The organism is Mesorhizobium sp. IMUNJ 23232 (assembly GCF_044326205.1).
Lineage (GTDB): Bacteria > Pseudomonadota > Alphaproteobacteria > Rhizobiales > Rhizobiaceae > Kumtagia.
The window spans coordinates 45,167-65,090 of sequence record NZ_JBIRCY010000018.1 but is presented as its reverse complement, the minus strand read 5'-3'; the positions used below and the strand labels follow the sequence as shown (position 1 = coordinate 65,090).

The following is a 19,924-nucleotide window of genomic DNA, read 5'->3' as shown; positions in this document are numbered from 1 at the left end:
CTTTTCAGGCACTTCCAATCAACTCAGCCGGGTCTTTCCAGATCCGGCTTTTTTGATTCTTGGGCCTTGGATTCCTTGCATTTTCTGCTGCACTGCAAAGGTGGAATACTGCGACGCAACCGCGCGGCGTTTGGCAGAAATCCGCCAAGTCCGACCGTCAATCAAAATATAGGCACTGGCCGCCGCTGCCTGGAATTGGGCAGTGCGCCGCCTGTCACATGAACAGGCGCTCGTTGCCGAGATTGGCGTAAAGGCTCGCCACCTCCGCTCCATAGCCGTTGTAGATTTGCGTCAGCACGAAATCGCCGCTGTGCAGCACGCGCTCCATCGCCTGGCTCCAGCGCGGATGTGGAACCTCGGGGTTCACATTCGCCCAAAAACCGTATTCCTGCGGCTGGATCGCTTCCCACAGGCCAACAGGCTGTTCCTCGACGAAATCGAATTTCCGGATCGACTTGATCGACTTGAACCCGTACTTCCACGGCAGCGCCAGCCGGATCGGCGCGCCATGCTGTTTCGCCACCGGCTTGTCGTAGGCGCCGGTCACCACGAAGGCGAGATCATTGGCGGCTTCCTCGACGGTGACGCCCTCGATGTAGGGCCAGGGATATAGAAAGTCGTTCTGGCCGGGCGCCATTTCCGGATCGAGAAAAGTCTCGAAACGGATGTATTTTGCCGAAGCCTGCGGCTTCGCCAGCGCCACCAACTTGTTCAGCGGAAAGCCGGCCCAAGGAATGGTCATCGACCAGGCCTCGACGCAGCGATGCCGGTAAAGCCTTGTTTCCAGCGGAATCTTCCGGACAAGCTCGTCGAAGCCGATGGTGAAGGGTTTTTCCACCAGTCCGCCGATCTCGATATCCCAGGGCCTCGTCTTCAGTGCCTGGGCCGCCTCGGCGATGCCCTTCTGCGTGCCGTATTCGTAGAAATTGTTGTAGTGGGCGTTGACGTCTTCGGGCGTCAGATCGCGGTCCAGCTTGAAGGCCTCGTTCTTCTTCGCCGGATAGAGGTCGGCAGTCGGATCGGCATCCTCGGCGCGGGCTTTGCGGGACAGGCCGAGCGTGGCGCCCGCAAGGCCCAGCCCCATGCCGGCGAGCAGCGTGCGGCGGTCGACGAAGGCCGTTTCGGGCGTCGCCAGCGCCTCTGGGATCGCCCAGGACGGGCGGCTGCGGATCGAAAAAACCATGCAAAATCCTCCGGCGACGGCACGATGCCGGCGCAATCTCGCGGCAACCGGATCGATCGGTCTTGCGTCTTTATTCGCACGGCAAGGTACGAACGTTACAGAGGATCGGGTTTTTCCGCCTGTCACGACATCGTGTGCCGCCTATACCCGCTACGGAAGCTACCGGCGGCTCGCAAGCACGTCAAAGCGTTGGGATCGTGCCGCCGTCGATGACGTATTCGGCGCCGTGGATCGAGGCGGCGCGATCAGAGGCGAGGAAGGCGACAAGTTCGGCGACTTCCTCGGGCCAGGCGGGGCGGCCGATCGGGATGCCGCCCAGCGCGTCTATGATGCCCTGCCGTGCGGTTTCCTCGTCGCTGCCGGCGTGCTCGGCAAGCCGTTTCACCATCGCCTCGGCGGCGCTCGTCATGATCCATCCGGGAGCGACCGTATTGACGCGAATTCCTTTCGGCCCGAGTTCCTTGGACAGCACCTTGCTGTAGGCCGATAGCGCCGCCTTGGCCGACGCATAAGCGATGGTGGATTCGTGGAGCGGCAGCCTGCGCTGGATCGACGAAACGTGGATGACGACGCCCGACCCACGCTCCACCATTGCCGGCAGCAAGGCGCGATCCAGGCGGACGGCCGCCAGTAGATTGGTGTTCAATTCCTGTTGCCACAACTCCTCCGTCAGTACGGCAAAACCGCCGCCCGGCGCGGAGGAACCGCCCAGCGTGTGGACGATAATATCGACGACGCCCCATTGCGCGACAACGGCCTGCACGACTGCATCCACCCCGGCGATGGTGCCGAGGTCCGCCTGGACGTGGGTGTCAGGAGGCTGGCCTTCCGGCAGTTGCGAGCGGGAGGCCGTGGCGACGACGGCGCCGGTCGCGGCAAACCGGCGGACGATCTCCAGACCGGCGCCCTTGGTGCCGCCGGTTACAAGGATACGCTTCCCGGCAAACTCGCCCGGAATGATCGGAAACTTCGGAGCGGCGTTCATCATCCGATCTCCAGGCTGGCTACCATCGTATCATGCAGCCGGAACCGGTAGGTGAGGGTGGCGGGACTTCCTGGGAAGTCGCCGGAGATGAGCCCCTTTACGACGATGCGGTCGCCGCTACGCTCGGCTTCCCTCACCTCGACGCTCACGCCATATTTGCGAGTCGTCTCTTCCATCCAGGCTCTTATGGCTTCGCGGCCGTGATGTTCGTGTCCTTCGTCGCGCACCACGGCGTCGGCGACGAAGGGCGAAAGCATCGCGTCGATGTCCTTGCGGTTCTTGGCGGCAAAATAGCTTTCCAGCGCGGAAGGGAGTTCCACGGTCATCACATATCCTTTCGATTTTCGGCAATCGTTGCGAGGAAGCGCCTCTGCTTGCCTGCCACCAAACTTGGCGCTAGGCTGAAGAAATGACAAGAACCGACGAAAAAGTAAGGTACTTACCTGAAAGTAAGGTGGCATACCCGACGCCGGTATCCGCAGCCAGCGGCGTCGAGAATGTCCTGCGCATCTTGGAAGGACGCTGGAAGCTGGTGATCGTTTTCCATTTGTTCGGCGGCAAGGTGCTGCGCTTTTCCGATCTGGAGCGCGCCATCCCGGCGATCTCGCAGAAGATGCTGATCCAGCAGCTGCGGCAAATGGAGGCCGACGGCATCGTGCGCCGCATCGTCCACCATCAGGTGCCGCCTAAGGTCGAGTATCGGCTTACCGACTGGGGGCAGTCGCTCTGCCCGGCGCTGGACGCGCTGTTGCAGTGGGCGGCGTCGCGCGGCCAGTTCGAGGATGCGCCGCTGTCGGGCAACGCCTGAACAGACCGGGACGCGCCGGCCTTATGCCGGCGCATCCGATCGTTCGTCCGCTATGCCGCCTTGCCGCGCGCGTTGTTCATCACATCGTCGGCCAGCCGCCCCGTCAGTTCCGCCATGTGGTCGAAACTCGCCTGGTAGCTGGCGACGCCGGCCGTCGCCGAGCGCAGTTCGATGATCAGATTGCCGATCTCCGATTGCGGCATGGTCGCCTCGACCACGTCCCATCCCTTCCAGCCCGGCCGGGCGTCGTAGCCAAGAATCTGGCCGCGCCGCTGCGGCACGATGCCGGTGATTTTCGCGGTGGCGTCCGACGGCGTGAAGATCTGCACCTTCATGATCGGCTCCAGCAGCACCGGCGAGCAGGCTGTCAAACCTTCCTTCATGGCGAGTTTCGCCGCCATCTGGAACGCCATGTCGGAGGAATCCACCGAATGGTAGGAGCCGTCCGACAGGTTCACCGCCACGTCGACCACCGGAAAGCCGAGAGGACCGGTCTTCAAAAAGTCGCGCACCCCGGTCTCGACCGACTGGATGTAGGTTTTCGGCACGACGCCGCCGGTGATCGTGTCGGTGAACTGGAAACCCGAGCCGCGCGGCAGCGGCTTGATCTCGATCACCACGTCGCCGAACTGGCCGTGGCCGCCCGACTGCTTCTTGTGGCGGCCGCGCTGCTGTGCGGCCTTGCGGATGGTCTCGCGGTAGGGCACGGCGGGCGTTCCCTGCTCCACGGGGATCTGGTTCTTGCCGTCCAGCCGCTCGACGGTGACGCGCAGATGCATCTCGCCGTGGCCGGACAATATGGTCTCGCCCGTGTCCTGATGGGCCACCACCAGCGACGGGTCCTCCTCGGCGAGCCGCTGGATCGCCGCTGACATTTTAACGTCGTCCTTACGTTCCCGAGGCCTGAGCGCGATGGCGAAGACGGGCTGCGAAGGCGTCGCTTCCACAAGTTGTGTGGCGCCGCTTTTGCCGGAACCCAGCGTCTGGCCGGTCCGCGCACCTTCCAGCTTGCCGAGCGCCACCGTATCGCCCAGCTTGGCGGAGGGCAGCTTGGCCTGGTCCTTGCCGAGCAGCCGGTAGATGCCGGAGACGCGCGCCGTGCCCCCGTCCGGCAGCGTCAGTTCGTTGCCGTCATTGACCGCGCCCGACAGGATGCGCGCCACGGAGAGTTTTCCGCCATGCGAGGTGTGGATGGTCTTCAGCACCTGAACGATCGTGCCAGTGCTTTCCGTGACGCCCAGCCGCTTGCGCGTCGCTTCCACGTCGGCGACGTCGTGGCGGATGGTCTTCAGCAGGCGCAGCACGCCGTTGCCCTTCTCGGCCGTGCCGATCAGCACAGGCGTGACATTGCCGTCGCGCAGATCGGCGGCGAGATCGTCGAACACCTCGTCCTGCGCCGGCGCGACTTCTTCCAGAAGCTGCTCCATCAGATGATCGTCGTGGTCCGCCAGGGTCTCCAGCATGGAGAAACGCGCCTCGATTTCGCGGGCCTTCTCGTCGTCGGGAATCTCGGTCACTTCGCTGGCGGCGTGCTCGCGCCAGACATAGGCGCGCTCCAGCGCCAGGTCGATCGCGCCGACCACGATGCCGTCGCGGCGCAGCGGAATCTGGCGCAGCAGCAGAGGCGCTTCACTCACGGGTTGCAGAAGCTTCAGCGTATCGCGCACGCCGGCGGCCGATCTGTCGATCTTGTTGAGGAAGAGGATGCGGGGCAGGCCGAGATCGTCCAGCTTGCGCATGATGAGCTGCAGGGCGGGAATTTTCTTCTCGTCGTTTTCGGTCACGACGATGGCTGCATCGCAGGCGGCGAGTATGGGCTGCGCCTCAAAAGAAAACTCGACCGAGCCGGGGCAGTCGATGAAGGTGATCTGCTCGCCCATGAAGTCGACGGTCGCGACTGTGGCCTCGACGCTCATGGCGTGGGCGCGGGCTTCCGGCGAATGGTCGCCGACCGAATTGCCGGAGCCGACCGCGTTCTGCCGCGGGATCGCGCCGGCTCGCGCGACAATGGCTTCGAGAAGGGTTGTCTTTCCGCTGGCGAAGGGACCGACAATGGCGATGCATTTCGGTCCCGTACGCCTGCCTCCGGCGCGTGTACCCATGGCTGACCTCCACTCAAGCGTTTCCTTGAAGCGGCGGCCGGCCTTGCGACCGTCGCGGGCGGGGCATTTTTTCGACTGCTCCTGCCTGTCCGGCATCGTCACACCGATTTGATGGGAGGGCAAGAAAAAACCCCCGCTTGCGCCGGCAAAGCAATGCTCCTACTTTGTATGATCTCCGACGTGTTGATCACGACAGCCATCAACGCGTATGAACGGCATAGTCTGAATCTTTCAGGGAATCAGGACGAAGCGGCCCAAGGTCGATGACAGGTAGCGGCAAGCAACCCACGGAGCGTCTTCTCATCGCCCTCTACAGGACGATGCTCTGGCTTGTTGCTGTCATCGCGCTCGGCGAGGCGCCGTCGGTGTCGGAGTTCGCCGGCCGTTCGGCCTACAGATACGTCGCTGAGCAGACGCTTTCGGCGAGCGGCTCCGATCCGTTCCACGGCGCAGTTGCCTACCAGGCCTGCGTCTCCGCGCCGGACGATCCGGACGGCCCTACGCCCGGCAACGACCTTGCCGAGGCCAGTGATCATTTCGGCCTGCCTCCGACCTGTTATTCGAACGGCATTCCCCCGCGCCTTGCCCTTGGCATGGCGCCCGCGTCGGCAACCTCGGAACGGTCCGAGACTGCCGGCACGCAAGCCCGCGCGCCACCGGCCACCAGTTTCGCCTGACGCGACCTGCCGGCGCTTGCTTCGGCGTCCGCCGGACCATTTCAAGCAACAGTCACGACCACGGCCATACGAACCATCTCCAACCGGAGCTTCGTGAGCCGTCAAATTTAGAGGAACGACACATGGCAAAGACCCATCCCCTCGGCTTCAGGATTGAGCAGGAGATCAAGCAGGCGCTGACTTCGGCGGCGAAAGAGGATCACCGTTCGGTTTCCTCGCTGGTCGAACTCATCATCGCCAAATGGCTGCGCGACAACGGCTATCTCGCCGGCAAGCCCGAGCGGGCGGCGGCGCGCGCGATGCTGGACGCCTGAGCATCCTCGATCCGGGCCGGTGCAGGCCGCCGGCCCGGATATCTTCGCCTCAGAGTGCTGGCTACGAAGCCGTCAGCGCCTGCCACATTGCTCAGGATACAGGTTCAGAGGTTGCTCCTTGCAGTTGTTGAGGATGCGCCGGAACAATGCTTGTAAATAGCAGCACAAAGCTTCTGCTACCAAAGTTGTAATCCCATAGTCATAATCCTAAAGACGCTCTCATTTTCGGGAGCGGTTTCTGGCATTTTTTCCTCCAGCCGGACGGGACGACGAGTCGCGACCGGCTTCGGCGCATCGCCAAGGGAGGACAACGATGGCAATGGCAGGAACGGCCGACGCAAGGGGGCGCGGCATGACGCGGGAGGAGAAGAAGGTCATCTTCGCCTCGTCGCTTGGTACCGTCTTCGAATGGTATGATTTCTATCTCTACGGATCGCTTGCCGCCTTCATCGGCGCGACCTTCTTCTCGAGCTACCCGGAAGCGACGCGCAACATCTTCGCGCTGCTTGCCTTTGCCGCCGGCTTCCTTGTCCGGCCGTTCGGCGCGCTGGTGTTCGGACGCATCGGCGACCTCGTCGGCCGCAAATACACCTTCCTCGTCACCATCCTGATCATGGGCCTTTCGACCTTCCTGGTCGGCCTGCTGCCCGGTTCGGCCTCCTGGGGCATCGCGGCGCCGATCATCCTGATCGCCCTGCGCATGCTGCAGGGCCTGGCGCTGGGTGGCGAATATGGCGGCGCGGCCACCTATGTGGCGGAGCATGCCCCGGACGACCGGCGCGGCTACTACACCTCGTGGATCCAGACCACGGCTACGCTCGGGCTGTTCCTGTCGCTGGTCGTCATCCTCATCATCCAGGGATCGATGTCGAAGGAAACATTCGCCGCCTGGGGCTGGCGCATCCCGTTCCTGCTGTCGTTCATCCTGCTCGGCATCTCGGTTTGGATCCGGCTTTCGCTCAACGAGTCGCCGACATTCCAGCGCATGAAGGAGGAGGGCAAGGGCTCCAAGGCGCCGTTGACCGAGGCCTTTGGCCAGTGGAAGAACGCCCGCATCGCGCTGCTCGCGCTGCTCGGCCTTACCGCTGGCCAGGCCGTGGTGTGGTATTCCGGCCAGTTCTACGCGCTGTTCTTCCTGCAGAACGTGCTCAAGGTCGACGCCGTGTCGGTCAACATCATGATCGCCATCGCCTTGGCGCTCGGCACCATCTTCTTCGTGGTGTTCGGCTGGCTCTCCGACAAGGTCGGCCGCAAGCCGATCATCATGGCCGGCCTGGCGCTCGCCATCGTCACCTACTTCCCGCTGTTCAAGGCGCTGACCTGGGCCGCCAATCCTGCTCTGGCCACCGCGCAGCAGAACACGCGCGCCACCGTGACCGCCGCTCCGGGCGACTGCAGGTTCCAGTTCAACCCGGTCGGCACCGCCAAGTTTACCACGTCCTGCGATATCGCTACGTCGTTCCTCACCCGCAACTCGGTGCCGTATGACGTGGTCGCCGGTCCCGCCGGGTCGCCGGCGACGGTGAAGATTGGCAACGAAACCATCGAATCGTTCGACGCGGTGGCGGCGGGCGATCAGGCAACGGCCAAAACCGCCGCGTTCAACAAGGCGGTCAATATCGCGCTCCACGGCGGCGGATATCCGCTCGTCCGCGGCGCCGCGACCGTCGCCGACCAGAAGCTCGACGCCTTCGTCGCCGCCAATCCGGAACTGACGCTCGACGCGGCGGCCATCCGCGCCGGCGAGAAGAAGACGGTGCCGGTGGCGCAGGCAATCAAGGACAAGCTGGTGACCGCAGAGGAAGCCGGCAGCGCCACCGAGATCACCGCCTTCAGCATCCCCGCCGCCGGCGCCTTCACCATGGTGGCGGCAGCGGATCAGGTGAACTGGCCGATGGTGATCGGCATCCTGTTCATCCTCGTCCTCTACGTGACGATGGTGTACGGGCCGATCGCGGCGATCCTGGTCGAGATGTTCCCGACCCGCATCCGCTATACCGGCATGTCGCTGCCCTATCACATCGGCAATGGCTGGTTCGGCGGCCTGTTGCCGGCGACGGTCTTTGCTATGAGCGCAGCCAAGGGCGACATCTATTTCGGCCTCTGGTATCCCATCGCGATTGCGGCCATGTCGCTGGTCGTCGGCATGCTCTTCGTCAGGGATACGCTCGGAACCGACCTGCACGCCAAGGAATAGGGTTTCGCGGCGACCTATCGTGAACCGGCGGGCGGCGACGCCCGCCGGTTCTCTTTTTGGTCCGATCGGAGCCGGACCGGCAATGCCAGCCGAGGGGCGATCCTCAGCGGAAGGAGGGCAGGCTGGGCAGTTTGGGCAGGCTTGGCGGCTTCTTGTTCGCCCATTCCTTCGCCTGTTTCGACAGGTCCTTGCCGAGCTTCTTGGCGTCGTCGATATGTTTCTTCAGTTCGGCCTTCCTGGCCTCGAACTCGGCCTTCTTGGCCTCGTATTTGGCTTTCGCCTCCTCGATCTTGGCCTTTGCCGCTTCGTATTTTTCGCGGGCTTCCTGAAGCTTTTTCTCGGCCTTGGCCCGCGCCTCGTTGATGCGGTCCTCGAGCTTCTTCTTCTCGGCCAGAAGCTCGTTGTAGCGCTGCTTCAACTCGTCGATCTTCTGCTGCGCCTTCGCCGCAAGCTCGGCGACCTTCGCAGCCGCCTCTTCATAGGCTTTCTGAGCTTCGGCCAGTCCCTGCCTGACTTCGTCGAGCGCGGCCAGCACGGCCGGAGGCACCAGCCCCGGCGGAAGGGCGACCAGGGCAGCGTCCAGGGCGTTCAGCGCGGGCACGGCGTAGTCGGCGAAGGGTGAGGCCGGCAGGCTCTTCACCTTCTCGATCGCCTGCACGGCGGCAGGGACTGCCTTGGCGATGGCCTCCATGACCACGGGCAGGTCTGGTGGCTCGGGCACGGCGGGCAAGGAAAGATCGGGGGCGCCCGGCATGTCCGGCATTGCGGGAACTGCCGGCGCGAGATCGAGCGCCGCCTTGGCCATCGCGGATAGCAGGCCGGTCTCCATCGCGGGGATGGCGGGCATTTCTGGCGGCGCGGGCAGCGACGGCATCGCCGGCACGTCCGGCATGGCAATCGCGGGAAGCGCCGGCATGCTGGGCAGCGAGGGCGTGACCACGCCGATCTCGCCGATGATGACCGTTGGCCAGCCCTGGACGATCACCCCGCCATGCGCGGTGTTGTCGCCGATGCGCGCGGCGTTCAGCCCCATGATATAGACCCCCGCCGAGCCCCGGACGATCACGTCGGGCGGACCGACGCAGATGCACATGTCGGTGATGCGGGCGGCGGGAAGATTGCCGATCAGCACCAACGGCGCACCGGGCGCCACGATCGGGCCGCCGACATGAGGGATCGGCACCACGGCGGGCGTCTGCATCGGGCAGACATGCATGTCTGTAAGGCGGGCAGCAGGAGGCATGGGTCAAATCCCCACATTGATCGGATCGCGACTCTGCCCCGTCCAATCCTCACTGCCCCATGAGGCGGACACCTCATAATCGCTTTTTGGACAAGACTTGTCCAGCATGGCGTTTTGCGGTGCTTTTCTGTACTTTGCTGCGCGGCCGTGAAACTCCGGCGAGCCTTGCTGCCGGTAGGTTACGCTCCGCCTTTCTTCGCGGTCGGTTATGCCGGCCAGCACAACGCCAGACATAGGCAGGTTTCGATGAAAATCATTGCTTGCGGCCAGGCCGCCACCAAGATTGCACCCGATTCCTACTTCACCGGACGCGTGTTGCAGACACCCATCATCGAGGCGGAGGAGCCGGCGCGGCTGAGGGCGCTGAGCGTGGCCTTCGAGCCCGGCGCACGCACGGCATGGCACACCCACCCGCTCGGCCAGACGCTCTATGTCGTCTCCGGGGCCGGACGCGCTCAGGTCTGGGGCGAGCCGATCCACGAGATCAGGGCCGGCGACGTGATCTTCTTCGCGCCAGGCGAAAAACACTGGCACGGCGCGGGATCGACAACGGCGATGACACATATCGCCATGCAGGAAGGTCTCGACGGCAAGACCGTCGACTGGCTCGAAAAGGTTTCCGACGAGCAATACGGGGCGTGAGGGCGGAGAGGGAAATCGGCGGACAGGGCGAGCCAGTCAGGATCGACCAGCCGCGAGCCTTTCGGCAATTAGCGCAGTAAACAGGGCAGACTCCTCCCCGACCGCACGGATGGTTCCCGATTTGCGTTTGGTGCCAAAATCGAGACCCGCGAAGAACATGCCCGGCACGGTACCGACCCCTCCCACATGGATCGGCTGGCCCTGTTCGTCGAGCGCGCCGGCGACGCCGATATAGCTGTAGTCGCCGCGAAAGCCGGTGCACCAGATGATGCAGCCGAGGTTTGACACGTCGAGTTCAAGTATCGGCGGATCGGGCAGGCGTGGCGCAACCGTTTCAGCCGGATCCTCTTCGGCCGGCGGTGCATCGATGCCGGACCGGTTGATATAGGCGTCGATCCAGTTCTTGACTCGGGCCGATGCCTCGTCGCCGAGGAGGATATTGGCGACGACATCGTCTCGGAAGGTCAGCCTCCCGTCGTTGAAAAGGCCGGTAAGCCGCCCCGTCAGCATCACGCCCTCGGACGAAAGGAACTGGAGAGACAGCGTGCGGGTCGCGCCAATCACGCCGCGAGCTGGCAACCGCCCGTCTGGCGCGGCGGCGATCAGTTCGGCGCGGCTGACATCCATGAAGCCGCTGTCATCGAGCCAGCGCAAAGTATCCTTGCCGCGATAGCGGCGTATGAGGCGGCCAACCCTGCCGGTCGACAGATAGACGGTCCTGCCGGCACCAACCAGGTCATGGGCGATCTGCCCGCCTGATTGGCCTGAGCCGACCACCAGGACGGGTCCTGCCGGCAAGCTGTCGGCGCTTCGGTAGTCGCAACCGTCGATCTGCGGCAGCAGCAAGGGCGCAGCCCATGCCGGACGCGGCAGCGGACGGTTGAGGCTGCCGGTGGCGATCACGACATTGCTGGCGCGCACGGCCGCGCCAGCGACCTCGACGATAAATCCGCCGTCATCGCCGGTCGACAGCGCCGTTACCGCGCGGCCTTCCTCGACAGGCAGCCCATGCCGATGCGCGTAATCCTCAAGCAGGGTGATGAACTCGATACACGTCAGTGCGCCGTCGGGGTCTGGGCCATCGTAATTTTCACCAGGCATCAGCGTATCGGCAGTGGTGGTATTCAGCCGGAAAGTATCCCACCGTTGGGTTCGCCATGTCTCCCCGATGCGCGCGCGCTCGAAAACGGTATGGCGGATACCGCGCTGGGCCAGTTCGTAGCTGACACCCAGCCCTGCCCAACCCGCACCGATGACCACAGTGTCCACCGAGCGCCCCTGATCTTAGCCATGGCTTAAGGTCTGTTGAGATTCAGGCCAGGACAAGCCGAAAATGGTGTTTTTCGAGAACCGCAGCGCAGTGTACGTGGAGGTACATGAGCATCGGAAGCGCAGAAAAGCACCATTTGCAGGCCGTCCTGACCTGAATATCAACAGACCTTAATCAGGTAATAGAAAAATTCGTCCTATTTCAACATCCGCACGCAGTGAATCGCACCGCTGATGGAAAGCAAAGCGGTCGTTGCGTCGAACTTTTCGTCCAGCACGGTCCTCGGATGCGGACACCACGCATTGGATTCACCTGTGGCCGAAAAAGAAAAACCCGGCGCTGGGGGCCGGGTTACTTCTTTCTTTGTCCTAGCGCTCCGCTCAGCTCAGGCTTGCCGTAAACCGCTGGATGCGCACGCAGGCCTGTTCCAGCAGCGTCTCCGAGGTCGCGTAGGAGATGCGGAAATTCGGGCCGAGCCCGAAGGCCGTGCCGAACACCACCGCCACGCCCTCGGCTTCCAGAAGCTCGGCGCAGAAATCCTCGTCATTGGCGATGACCTTGCCCGACGGCGCTTTCTTGCCGATCAGCGCATCGCAGGACGGGTAGACGTAGAAGGCGCCTTCCGGCGAGGGACAGACGATGCCGCGCGCCTGGTTGAGCATCGACACGACCAGGTCGCGCCGGCCTTGGAAGATCGCCTTGTTGGTGGCGATGAAGTCCTGCGGGCCGTTCAGCGCTTCCACCGATGCCCATTGCGCAATCGTGCAGGCGCCGGACGTCTGCTGGCCCTGGATCATGTCCATCGCCTTCAGGAGCTGGATCGGCCCCGCCGCGTAGCCGATGCGCCAGCCGGTCATGGCATAGGCTTTCGATACGCCATTCATCGTCAGCGTGCGGTCGTAGAGGTTCGGTTCTACCTCAGCGATGGTCTTGAAGACGAAATCGCCGTAGGTCAGGTGCTCGTACATGTCGTCGGTCAGCACCCACACCTGCGGATGCTTCAGCAACACGTCGGCCAGCGCCCGCAACTCGGCCTCGGTATAGGCCGCGCCCGACGGGTTGGACGGTGAGTTGAGCACCAGCCACTTCGTCTTCGGCGTGATCGCCTTTTCCAGCGCCTCCGCCGTCAGCTTGAAGCGGTTGGCCGAGGTCGTCGCCGCGAAGGTCGGCGTGCCGCCGCATAGCAGCACCATCTCCGGATAGCTCACCCAGTACGGCGTCGGAATCACCACCTCGTCGCCGGGGTTCAGCGTCGCCATGAAGGCGTTGAACAGGATCTGCTTGCCGCCGGTGCCGACGATGGTCTGCTCCGGCTTGTAGTCGAGATTGTTCTCGCGCTTGAACTTTTTCGCGATCGCCTCGCGCAGCGGTGCGATGCCGGAGACCGGCGGATACTTGGTCTCGCCGCGGCGGATCGCCTCAATCGCCGCGTTCTTGATATTGTCCGGCGTGTCGAAATCCGGCTCGCCGGCGCCCAGCCCGATGACGTCGCGGCCTTTCGCCTTGAGCTCGCGCGCTTTCTGGGTGACCGCGATCGTGGCGGAAGGCTTCACGCGGGAAAGGGCGTCGGCAAGGAATGCCATGACAGGATGTCTCCAAGGGGTTCGGATCGGCGTAGCGCCGTGGTTGAGCGCCCGCGCAAAGTCGATCGTTCGGACGACGTCCGGCCGCGGGCGAAGCTCTAATGTCCGATCACGGCCCGATGCGCAAGCGCCGCATCGTTACCGCGACAATTCTCGTTCCTTTAGCAGCTTCGTTAACGACCGATAAAAGCTTGCCTGCCTATGGTCACCGGCTATCGGCAGCAGAGGCAGACGTGTCGCGCAGTTCGGTTCTCGCCCATATCGTCAGGGACGATGATGGCACGTCGAAAGGCGTGTGGGGTCCGTTCGTGCTGAAAAGCGCGTTCCAGCCGATCTTCGCCTTCCACCATGGCAAGCTGTCGATTGCTGCGTTCGAAGGGCTGATCCGCCCGCTCCGAAACGACGTACCCGTTCCACCCACCTCGTTCTTCGCCGCATTGCCGGCGATGGACCGTTTTCACGTCGAGACCCTTACCCGCACGCTGCACCTGATCAACGCCGCCGCCTGCCTGCCCAGGGAGACGGCGATCTTCGTGAATTTCGATCCTTCCGTCTTCATCGACAGGGTGATTGCCGACGCCGCGCTGTCCGACATGCGGATCACCCTGAACGAGGTCGGGATCGACCCGGGCCGTGTCGTCTGCGAGGTGACAGAGCAGAAATCCGGATCGCAGGAGGCGTTGTACGAGTTCGTACAGGCACTGCGTGTCAACGGCTTCAGGATAGCGGTCGACGATTATGGCGCTGCCGATTCCGACATCGACCGGATCAAGGCGCTGCGGCCGGAGATCGTCAAGTTCGACGCGCACTGGATCACCAATCTGATGGAGTCCGGTCCCGGCTTCGGCTTGCTGTCCGCCATGGTCGAGATTTTCACCGGGCGCGGAATTACCACCGTCTTCGAAGGCATCGAGGAGAACTGGCAGCTTGAACTCGCCGAGAAGTCCGGTGCGTCGATGGTGCAGGGTTACGTGCTTGCCCGGCCCGAGATCGCTCCGACCAGCTTCGCGTCGTTCCCGACGGTCGCGATGCCCGTTGCCGGCCTCCCCCGCCGCGCGGAACCGCTGGTGGCGAAACAGCGGCCAGCGGTACCTCAGATCAGGCCGGGTACCAGAACCTTCGGCCGTAAAGTCGTTCCATGAGCCCGGACGAACAGGAGTCTCCGGTCGCGCGGGCGATCGCCGTCGACGAGATCGGCCTGTCTTTCGGCATCCTTGGCGCTTTCCGGCTGAAAACCACCTATCAGCCGATCTTCGGCCGGCTTGGCGAGATGCTGGTGCCGGTCGCAATGTCGGCGGCCGTCCGGATTGAGCGTGGCGGCAAGCCCGCGCCTGAGGACGCATTATCCACCCTGACGCCGGAAGAACTGGCGCTGTTGCCCCGTATCGGCCGCCGGCTGGCGGTGCGCAACCTCGCGCATGTCGGCTGCGAGGAGCCAGATTTCGATCTGATGCTCGGTCTTTCGGGCGACGTCGAAGTGCTTGCCGCGGAAGTCGACGTGCTGCTGGAGGAAGCCGGCTCGGCGGGTCTGGCGAGGGACCGGATCTGTTTCGAGCTGAGTGGCCTGGTCGGGGCGAGCGCCTTCGGCCTGCTGGCAGCGGGCCTGGAGCGTCTGGGTGCATCCTACGCGCTCGACCTCGAGACGGCGAGCAACTTGCCCGGCGGCTCCGGCGTGCAGATCGAACCGCCGGTGGTGCGTGTTCCGCCGGCCTGGACGCGCCGCATCGTCGGCGAGGCCGTCCTGTTGCGCGTGTTCCGGCTGCTGGTGACGACGCTGAAGCGCCGCGGCGCCGCCGTCCAGATCGAGGGCATCGAAGACGCCGCGCAGTTGCGTGCCGCGATCGCCGCCGGGGCCGACCGGCTGCAGGGCGACTATCTCTCACCGCCGGCTCTCGCCGGCACCGACTTCGACGATTCTCCACGCGCCTTCGCGGACCTGATCGGCGCGCCTGCGAATGTGGTGCCGCTCTCGGCCTGACCGATCAACCACGCTGATCGATCCTCAAGGATAAATCGTTGGACAGTTTTGGCCTCACGGTCCTCTTTGGGAGGCTACAGGCGGGAGGGAAACGATGATCACCATCTATGGCATGACCAATAGCGGCAATTGTTACAAGCCGCGCCTGCTTCTGGCAAAGCTCGGCATAAAATTCCGGCATGTCGAGACGGCATCCGGCGCCGCCGGCACAAAGTCTTCCGCCTTCCTCGCCAGGAATCCCAATGGCAGAGTGCCGTTGCTGGAATTCGATGACGGCCGCGTGCTGGCCGAATCCAATGCCATGCTGCTGTATCTGGCGGAGGACAGCCGCTTCCTGCCCGCAGACGCCTATTTGCGCGCGCTCGCCTATCAATGGCTGTTCTTCGAGCAATACAGCCACGAGCCCTATATCGCGGTCCGCCGCGCGCTGCTCATCATGCCGCACCGGGCGGCCGACGCGACCCCGGAACGGCTGGCCGCGACGCTTGCCGGCGGCAACAAGGCGCTGGCGGTGATGGAGGAGCAACTGGCAAGGACGCCGTTCTTCGCCGGTGATGCGATGACCGTCGCCGACATCGCGCTCTATGCCTATACGCATGATGCCGAGGCGGGCGGTTTTGATCTCAAAACCTATCCGGCAGTTGCGGCATGGCTCGATCGGGTTGCCGCCGATCCGGGCCATGTGCCGATCGGCTGGACGGGCTGATACTGCGCCGAGCTCCGTTCCGCCCTTGGCTACGGCAACAACGGTCGCCCGGACAGGTCGGCTGCCACGATCCCAAAAATGAAAAAGGCGGGAAAAATCCCGCCTTTCCAAGCTTCCAGCGAAGTGCGGTCGATCAGACCTTGGCCAGCTTGCCGGCGGCGGACTTGCCGGTGCGGCGGTCCTGCTCGATCTCGAAGCTGATCTTCTGGCCCTCGACGAGGCTCGTCATGCCGGCGCGCTCAACCGCCGAGATGTGAACGAACACGTCCGCGCCACCGGCGTCCGGCTGGATAAAGCCATAACCCTTGGTGGTGTTGAACCATTTGACGGTACCGGTAGCCATCTTGTCTCCTAAAGTCGCTACGTTGTCTGACCGGGCTGCGGCGCCCGGCGGGCCCTATCGAAATTTGCAGATGAACGTCAGCGGACGCGAGGCTGTCGCGAGCTACCGATCGACCGAAAATTCAATTGCTCGCGTATAAAATGCTTCGCCTTTCGAGACAAGGGGTGTTCGGGCTGGCGGCTCACGGCGTCGTGATGCAAAGTGACATATCGACGCTGTACCGGATGCGGAAATCCTCCGTATCTCCTTACGCGGTGAAGCCGGCGAAAGTGCCGGCCCCGTCCAACCGGCGGAGTTTTGTGATGAAAACCGTGCTATTGGGTCTCGCACTCGCGATGGTCGCGGGCGACGCCTATGCGATATCGCGCTACAATTCGATGGGCATGAGCTGCGGCCAGGTGCAAGCGCACATCGAAAACGAGGGCGCCGTGCTCATGCGCTACAGGTCGCGCAGCGGCGCGCCGCTCTACGGCCGCTATGTCGCCGACATCCGCTTCTGCCCGAGCAGCACGCGGCCGGAATGGCGCTACATCCCGGCCGCCGATACCGGCCAATGCCCGGTGCTGGAATGCGAGTATTTCGATCTCGACGACGATCCTTTCCTGTTTGGACGGTAAGGGCATCTCGCGTTCCATTGCGTGACAAGCGGTGGGCCGAAGGCCGGGAAAAGCCAATGGTTTGGCTTTTCCCGGTAAACCGTCAGATGTTCCTATTGCCGCCGCTGCCGGGCTTTTGGGCGTAGCAAACGGCCGGTTTCATCCGCTGCACAACGAGCCGATTGCCCGAAACATTAAAGTTCTGTAAAGCGGCAATGGGGACAACAGCAAGCAGCAGCCGCATTGCCCGACATTTCGAGACTCCTTCTGCTGATCGCAGCGCTCGCGCCTGTCGCGCTGGCCGGCTGCGAATCGACCGGAACCGGCACGTCCGCGAGCTTCAACCTCGCGCCGACCGACCATGTCCTGCCCGAGACCGTCTCGGTCCTGCCCAGCCCTTCGGGCGAGGTGTCGGTCGCCAGCTACGTCCAGCCTGCATCGGTGAGCGGAGCGGCGAGCGCCGTGCAAGCCGCTGCCGCGGTAAAAACGCCCGAGACCGCCGGCGCTTCGGCAGCCGCTGCTGCTGCAAAACCGGCGGACGCCGGGTCGACGGCCGCTGCCGCCCCCAAGCTGGTGGAAACCGCGACCGCGACGCCGGCCGCTGCCACGACAAAACCGGTCGAGCAGGGAAAAGCCCCGGCGATTGCCGCCGCCGCGAAACCGGCAGCCGTCGCCGCGGCGAAACCGGCCGCCACGAACGATAAGACGAAGGCGGCCGCCCTGTCTAAATTCCCCGAAGCTCCCGCCCCTGTGGCCTTCGCCTCGGCGAACGAAGCCAATGTGCCGGTGACGCTCGCCTCCTATTTGAAGTCCAACAGCCCGAGCCCGCTCGACCAGCTCATCGCCAAATATGCCGCCGTGTATGAGGTGCCCGTCGACCTCGTCCGCCGAGTGGTCAAGCGCGAGAGCAATTTCAACCCGGCCGCCTTCAACCGCGGCCATTACGGCCTGATGCAGATCAAGCACGCCACCGCGCGCGGCATGGGCTACCAGGGCCCGGCAAAGGGCCTGTTCGACGCCGAGACCAATTTGAAATACGCGGTCAAATACCTGCGCGGCGCCTTTATGGTGGCGCAAGGCAACCACGACCGCGCCGACCGCCTCTACCAGAGCGGCTACTATTACCACGCCAAACGCATGGGCCTGCTGGATGAGACCGGGGTGGGCAAGGATCGCGTGAGACGGCGCGGCGCCTCGATGTGAGCCAGCGCGTCGTCCGTCGAAATATCCTCCGGCCAGCCATAGGCGGCGACGACCGCTGATTGTAGAGATTGGTCAGCGTCCGTTCCTTGAGCTTCACCGCCGCTTCGACGTTCTTCGCCCTTTCCGTCTCCACCAGCGCACGCTCAAGCTTGTGGCTGGATCGTGGGCGCCTGATCCGAACCAAACCACCCGTCGCACCATGCCTACTCGCCGGCCCTGTCCACTGCGCCGCTCCGCCGGCGAATTATGAAGCATAGCCTGTCTATGGGGAGAGCTTCTCCATTATTTTTTTATAACCGTTTATTTTCAAGCACATAAAAAATAAATTCGGCGATTTCATCCCCGCTGGCTGATCCTGCCTCATAATCCCGGCCATCGCCCTCGCGGGACCACGGGTCATGAACCGGATGAGCGTGGAGGGGGACGGCGCCGGGGTGGCCGCGTAACGGTGCGCGGCTTGGCAAGAGCCTTGAGACCCGGGCCCCAGATCGCGACGACAAGCCTCGGATTGAGCCGGGGCGGTATCAGCGGTCGGGCAAGCACGCCGGCGGGGCGCAAGGTTCGCGCCACGTATTGTTACTTTGAGAGGCTCGGCCTCGCGCCCCGCTTCCCACTCTTCATCAATGGCCAGACGCGAAAGCAGGGCGTGGCGACGATCAAACGCGCCCCAGAACAGGAAAGGTTTTTCCATGCGCGACGATAGCGAAAATGACCGTCCAAAGTACGAGCGCCTGCCCTGGACCTGGGACACGCTGCCGCCCTCCATGCGCGATGCGATTGCCGACGCGCTGCGTCTCGCCGCCACCGCGGGCGGCTCGCCGGCGCGCTGCCGGCGCAAGCAGTGCAAGCAAACGCGCCGATGCAGCTTCAAGCTGGACAAGCACGGCGACGGCATCTGCCTCGGCGGCATCAGCGATCCGATGGTCCGCGAGGCGGCGCTCATGCTGAAATACGCTTCCGACTTCTGGGCGAAGCGCGGGCCGTCCTGGGGAGCCATCCTCGATGCCGAGAAAAAGCTTCGCGATGCCAGGTTCTAGGCTGCATGCAGGGGACACGAGGCGCCTTCCAACCGCCCTCGCATCCCCGGCCGTCGCACCCCACATATCCGGAAAATATTCCTTTCCGAAAGGGGGTGCCCCATGGGCTATCATGACAAGGATCTCGGCGCCGACGCTTCGCTGCTCGACGCCTATTCGACAACCGTCGCGGATGCGGTCGACCGCGTCGGCCCGGCCGTCGCCCGCATCGAGCGCACCGGCGGCCAAGCCGGCCACGGCTCGGGTTTCGTCATCTCGCCGGACGGGCTGATCGTCACCAACAACCATGTCGTCGAGGATTCCCGCGCCGTACGTGTCACGCTGCCGGACGGGGTTTCCGGCGAGGGCAGGGTGCTCGGGCGCGATCCCGATACCGACATCGCGCTGGTGCGGGCCGACCTCAGCCCGCCGGTCTTCGCGCCGCTGGGCGACAGCAAGCGGCTGAGGCGCGGCCAGATCGCTATTGCCATCGGCAATCCGCTCGGCTTCGAGTGGACGGTGACGGCGGGCGTCGTCTCGGCGTTGGGGCGCTCGATGCGCGCCGCCACCGGCCGGCTGATCGACGACGTCATCCAAACGGATGCGTCGCTCAATCCCGGCAATTCCGGCGGGCCGCTGGTGTCGTCGGCCGGCGAGGTGATCGGCGTCAACACCGCCGTCATCCATGGCGCGCAAGGCATCGCCTTCGCGGTCGCCTCCAACACGGCGAATTTCGTGATCTCGGAGATTCTTCGCTTCGGCCGGGTGCGCCGCGCCTTCATCGGCGTCTCCGCCGACACCATCACGCTGCCGCGCCGCACTGCTTTGCGCGCCGGGCTGCAGCGCGACACGGCGGTGCGGCTGCGGACCGTCGAAAAGGATGGTCCAGCCGGCCGAGCGGGTTTGCGCGAGGGCGACGTGATCCTGTCGATCGACGGGCGTCCGGTCGCCGGTGTCGACGATCTCATCCGCCTGCTCGACGGCGAGCGCATCGGCAAGGAGGCCAGCGTCTCCGTGCTGTCGCCGCGCGGTCTGGAGACGAAGGCGGTGGTGCCGGTGGCGCGAGGATGACGCCGCT

The 19,924-nt window shown here is 64.1% G+C and carries 21 protein-coding genes; 12 read left to right on the top strand and 9 right to left on the bottom strand.

What is annotated here, in order from left to right; all coding sequences use genetic code 11:
* Positions 1–214: 214 nt before the first annotated feature.
* From msrP to ACH196_RS15450, 3 genes are all read right to left on the bottom strand, one after another.
* Positions 215–1,183 (bottom strand): protein-methionine-sulfoxide reductase catalytic subunit MsrP, encoded by a 969-nt coding sequence (msrP, locus tag ACH196_RS15460; protein ID WP_396647801.1) that lies wholly within the window; start codon positions 1,181–1,183, stop codon positions 215–217.
* A 181-nt stretch (positions 1,184–1,364) separates the two neighbouring features.
* Positions 1,365–2,168 carry an SDR family oxidoreductase gene (locus ACH196_RS15455; protein ID WP_396647800.1) on the bottom strand — a complete coding sequence of 268 codons (804 nt, stop codon included), beginning with the start codon at positions 2,166–2,168 and terminating at the stop codon, positions 1,365–1,367.
* Positions 2,168–2,494 carry a nuclear transport factor 2 family protein gene (locus ACH196_RS15450; RefSeq protein ID WP_396647799.1) on the bottom strand — a complete coding sequence of 109 codons (327 nt, stop codon included), beginning with the start codon at positions 2,492–2,494 and terminating at the stop codon, positions 2,168–2,170. The genes ACH196_RS15455 and ACH196_RS15450 overlap by 1 nt, the downstream gene beginning before the upstream one ends.
* Before the next feature lie 83 nt (positions 2,495–2,577).
* Here ACH196_RS15450 and ACH196_RS15445 point away from each other — a divergent pair, with 83 nt between their 5' ends.
* On the top strand, positions 2,578–2,976 hold the full coding sequence (locus ACH196_RS15445) for a winged helix-turn-helix transcriptional regulator (protein WP_396647798.1): 399 nt from the start codon (positions 2,578–2,580) through the stop codon (positions 2,974–2,976).
* A 50-nt stretch (positions 2,977–3,026) separates the two neighbouring features.
* On the opposite strand, the gene ACH196_RS15440 is transcribed toward ACH196_RS15445, so the two are convergent.
* Positions 3,027–5,078, bottom strand: coding sequence for an elongation factor G (locus tag ACH196_RS15440; protein ID WP_396647797.1), 2,052 nt, complete (start codon positions 5,076–5,078; stop codon positions 3,027–3,029).
* A gap of 263 nt (positions 5,079–5,341) precedes the next feature.
* On the opposite strand from ACH196_RS15440, the gene ACH196_RS15435 reads away from it, so the two are divergent.
* The 3 genes from ACH196_RS15435 to ACH196_RS15425 all read left to right on the top strand — a co-directional run bounded on the left by ACH196_RS15435 (position 5,342) and on the right by ACH196_RS15425 (position 8,266).
* Complete coding sequence (locus tag ACH196_RS15435; RefSeq protein ID WP_396647796.1) at positions 5,342–5,755, top strand: hypothetical protein; 414 nt, start codon at positions 5,342–5,344, stop codon at positions 5,753–5,755.
* A gap of 122 nt (positions 5,756–5,877) precedes the next feature.
* Positions 5,878–6,069, top strand: coding sequence for a hypothetical protein (locus ACH196_RS15430; RefSeq protein ID WP_396647795.1), 192 nt, complete (start codon positions 5,878–5,880; stop codon positions 6,067–6,069).
* A 313-nt stretch (positions 6,070–6,382) separates the two neighbouring features.
* Complete coding sequence (locus ACH196_RS15425) at positions 6,383–8,266, top strand: MFS transporter (RefSeq protein WP_396647794.1); 1,884 nt, start codon at positions 6,383–6,385, stop codon at positions 8,264–8,266.
* Between the two features lie 103 nt (positions 8,267–8,369).
* Here the strand turns inward: ACH196_RS15425 and ACH196_RS15420 are convergent, their stop codons facing one another.
* Together ACH196_RS15420 and ACH196_RS15415 are read right to left on the bottom strand one after the other, a co-directional pair.
* On the bottom strand, positions 8,370–9,509 hold the full coding sequence (locus tag ACH196_RS15420; protein WP_396647793.1) for a PAAR domain-containing protein: 1,140 nt from the start codon (positions 9,507–9,509) through the stop codon (positions 8,370–8,372).
* 3 nt (positions 9,510–9,512) lie between these two features.
* On the bottom strand, positions 9,513–9,743 hold the full coding sequence (locus ACH196_RS15415; RefSeq protein WP_396647792.1) for a hypothetical protein: 231 nt from the start codon (positions 9,741–9,743) through the stop codon (positions 9,513–9,515).
* Positions 9,744–9,755: 12 nt separating this feature from the next.
* Here ACH196_RS15415 and ACH196_RS15410 point away from each other — a divergent pair, with 12 nt between their 5' ends.
* Positions 9,756–10,151, top strand: a complete 396-nt coding sequence (locus ACH196_RS15410) for a cupin domain-containing protein (protein ID WP_396647791.1) — start codon at positions 9,756–9,758, stop codon at positions 10,149–10,151.
* A gap of 36 nt (positions 10,152–10,187) precedes the next feature.
* Here the strand turns inward: ACH196_RS15410 and ACH196_RS15405 are convergent, their stop codons facing one another.
* On the bottom strand, positions 10,188–11,420 hold the full coding sequence (locus ACH196_RS15405; protein ID WP_396647790.1) for a flavin-containing monooxygenase: 1,233 nt from the start codon (positions 11,418–11,420) through the stop codon (positions 10,188–10,190).
* A 381-nt stretch (positions 11,421–11,801) separates the two neighbouring features.
* Positions 11,802–13,004, bottom strand: a complete 1,203-nt coding sequence (locus ACH196_RS15400; RefSeq protein WP_396647789.1) for a pyridoxal phosphate-dependent aminotransferase — start codon at positions 13,002–13,004, stop codon at positions 11,802–11,804.
* A 233-nt stretch (positions 13,005–13,237) separates the two neighbouring features.
* On the opposite strand from ACH196_RS15400, the gene ACH196_RS15395 reads away from it, so the two are divergent.
* The 3 genes from ACH196_RS15395 (at position 13,238) to ACH196_RS15385 (ending at position 15,688) form a co-directional block, all read left to right on the top strand.
* A complete protein-coding gene (locus tag ACH196_RS15395) occupies positions 13,238–14,146 on the top strand; it encodes an EAL domain-containing protein (protein WP_396647788.1) in 909 nt (302 codons plus the stop codon).
* Complete coding sequence (locus ACH196_RS15390) at positions 14,143–14,982, top strand: EAL domain-containing protein (protein WP_396647787.1); 840 nt, start codon at positions 14,143–14,145, stop codon at positions 14,980–14,982. The genes ACH196_RS15395 and ACH196_RS15390 overlap by 4 nt, the downstream gene beginning before the upstream one ends.
* A gap of 94 nt (positions 14,983–15,076) precedes the next feature.
* Complete coding sequence (locus tag ACH196_RS15385; protein WP_396647786.1) at positions 15,077–15,688, top strand: glutathione S-transferase family protein; 612 nt, start codon at positions 15,077–15,079, stop codon at positions 15,686–15,688.
* Between the two features lie 133 nt (positions 15,689–15,821).
* Here the strand turns inward: ACH196_RS15385 and ACH196_RS15380 are convergent, their stop codons facing one another.
* Positions 15,822–16,031, bottom strand: coding sequence for a cold-shock protein (locus ACH196_RS15380; protein WP_349003489.1), 210 nt, complete (start codon positions 16,029–16,031; stop codon positions 15,822–15,824).
* 302 nt (positions 16,032–16,333) lie between these two features.
* On the opposite strand from ACH196_RS15380, the gene ACH196_RS15375 reads away from it, so the two are divergent.
* From ACH196_RS15375 to ACH196_RS15360, 4 genes are all read left to right on the top strand, one after another.
* Positions 16,334–16,648, top strand: a complete 315-nt coding sequence (locus tag ACH196_RS15375; RefSeq protein ID WP_396647785.1) for a hypothetical protein — start codon at positions 16,334–16,336, stop codon at positions 16,646–16,648.
* A 222-nt stretch (positions 16,649–16,870) separates the two neighbouring features.
* Positions 16,871–17,830: a transglycosylase SLT domain-containing protein gene (locus ACH196_RS15370; RefSeq protein ID WP_396647784.1), complete on the top strand. Its 960-nt coding sequence runs from the start codon at positions 16,871–16,873 to the stop codon at positions 17,828–17,830.
* Between the two features lie 689 nt (positions 17,831–18,519).
* Positions 18,520–18,867 (top strand): hypothetical protein, encoded by a 348-nt coding sequence (locus ACH196_RS15365; protein ID WP_396647783.1) that lies wholly within the window; start codon positions 18,520–18,522, stop codon positions 18,865–18,867.
* 102 nt (positions 18,868–18,969) lie between these two features.
* Entirely contained in the window at positions 18,970–19,917 is a 948-nt protein-coding gene (locus ACH196_RS15360; RefSeq protein ID WP_396647782.1) for a S1C family serine protease, read from the top strand.
* Positions 19,918–19,924 lie beyond the last annotated feature (7 nt).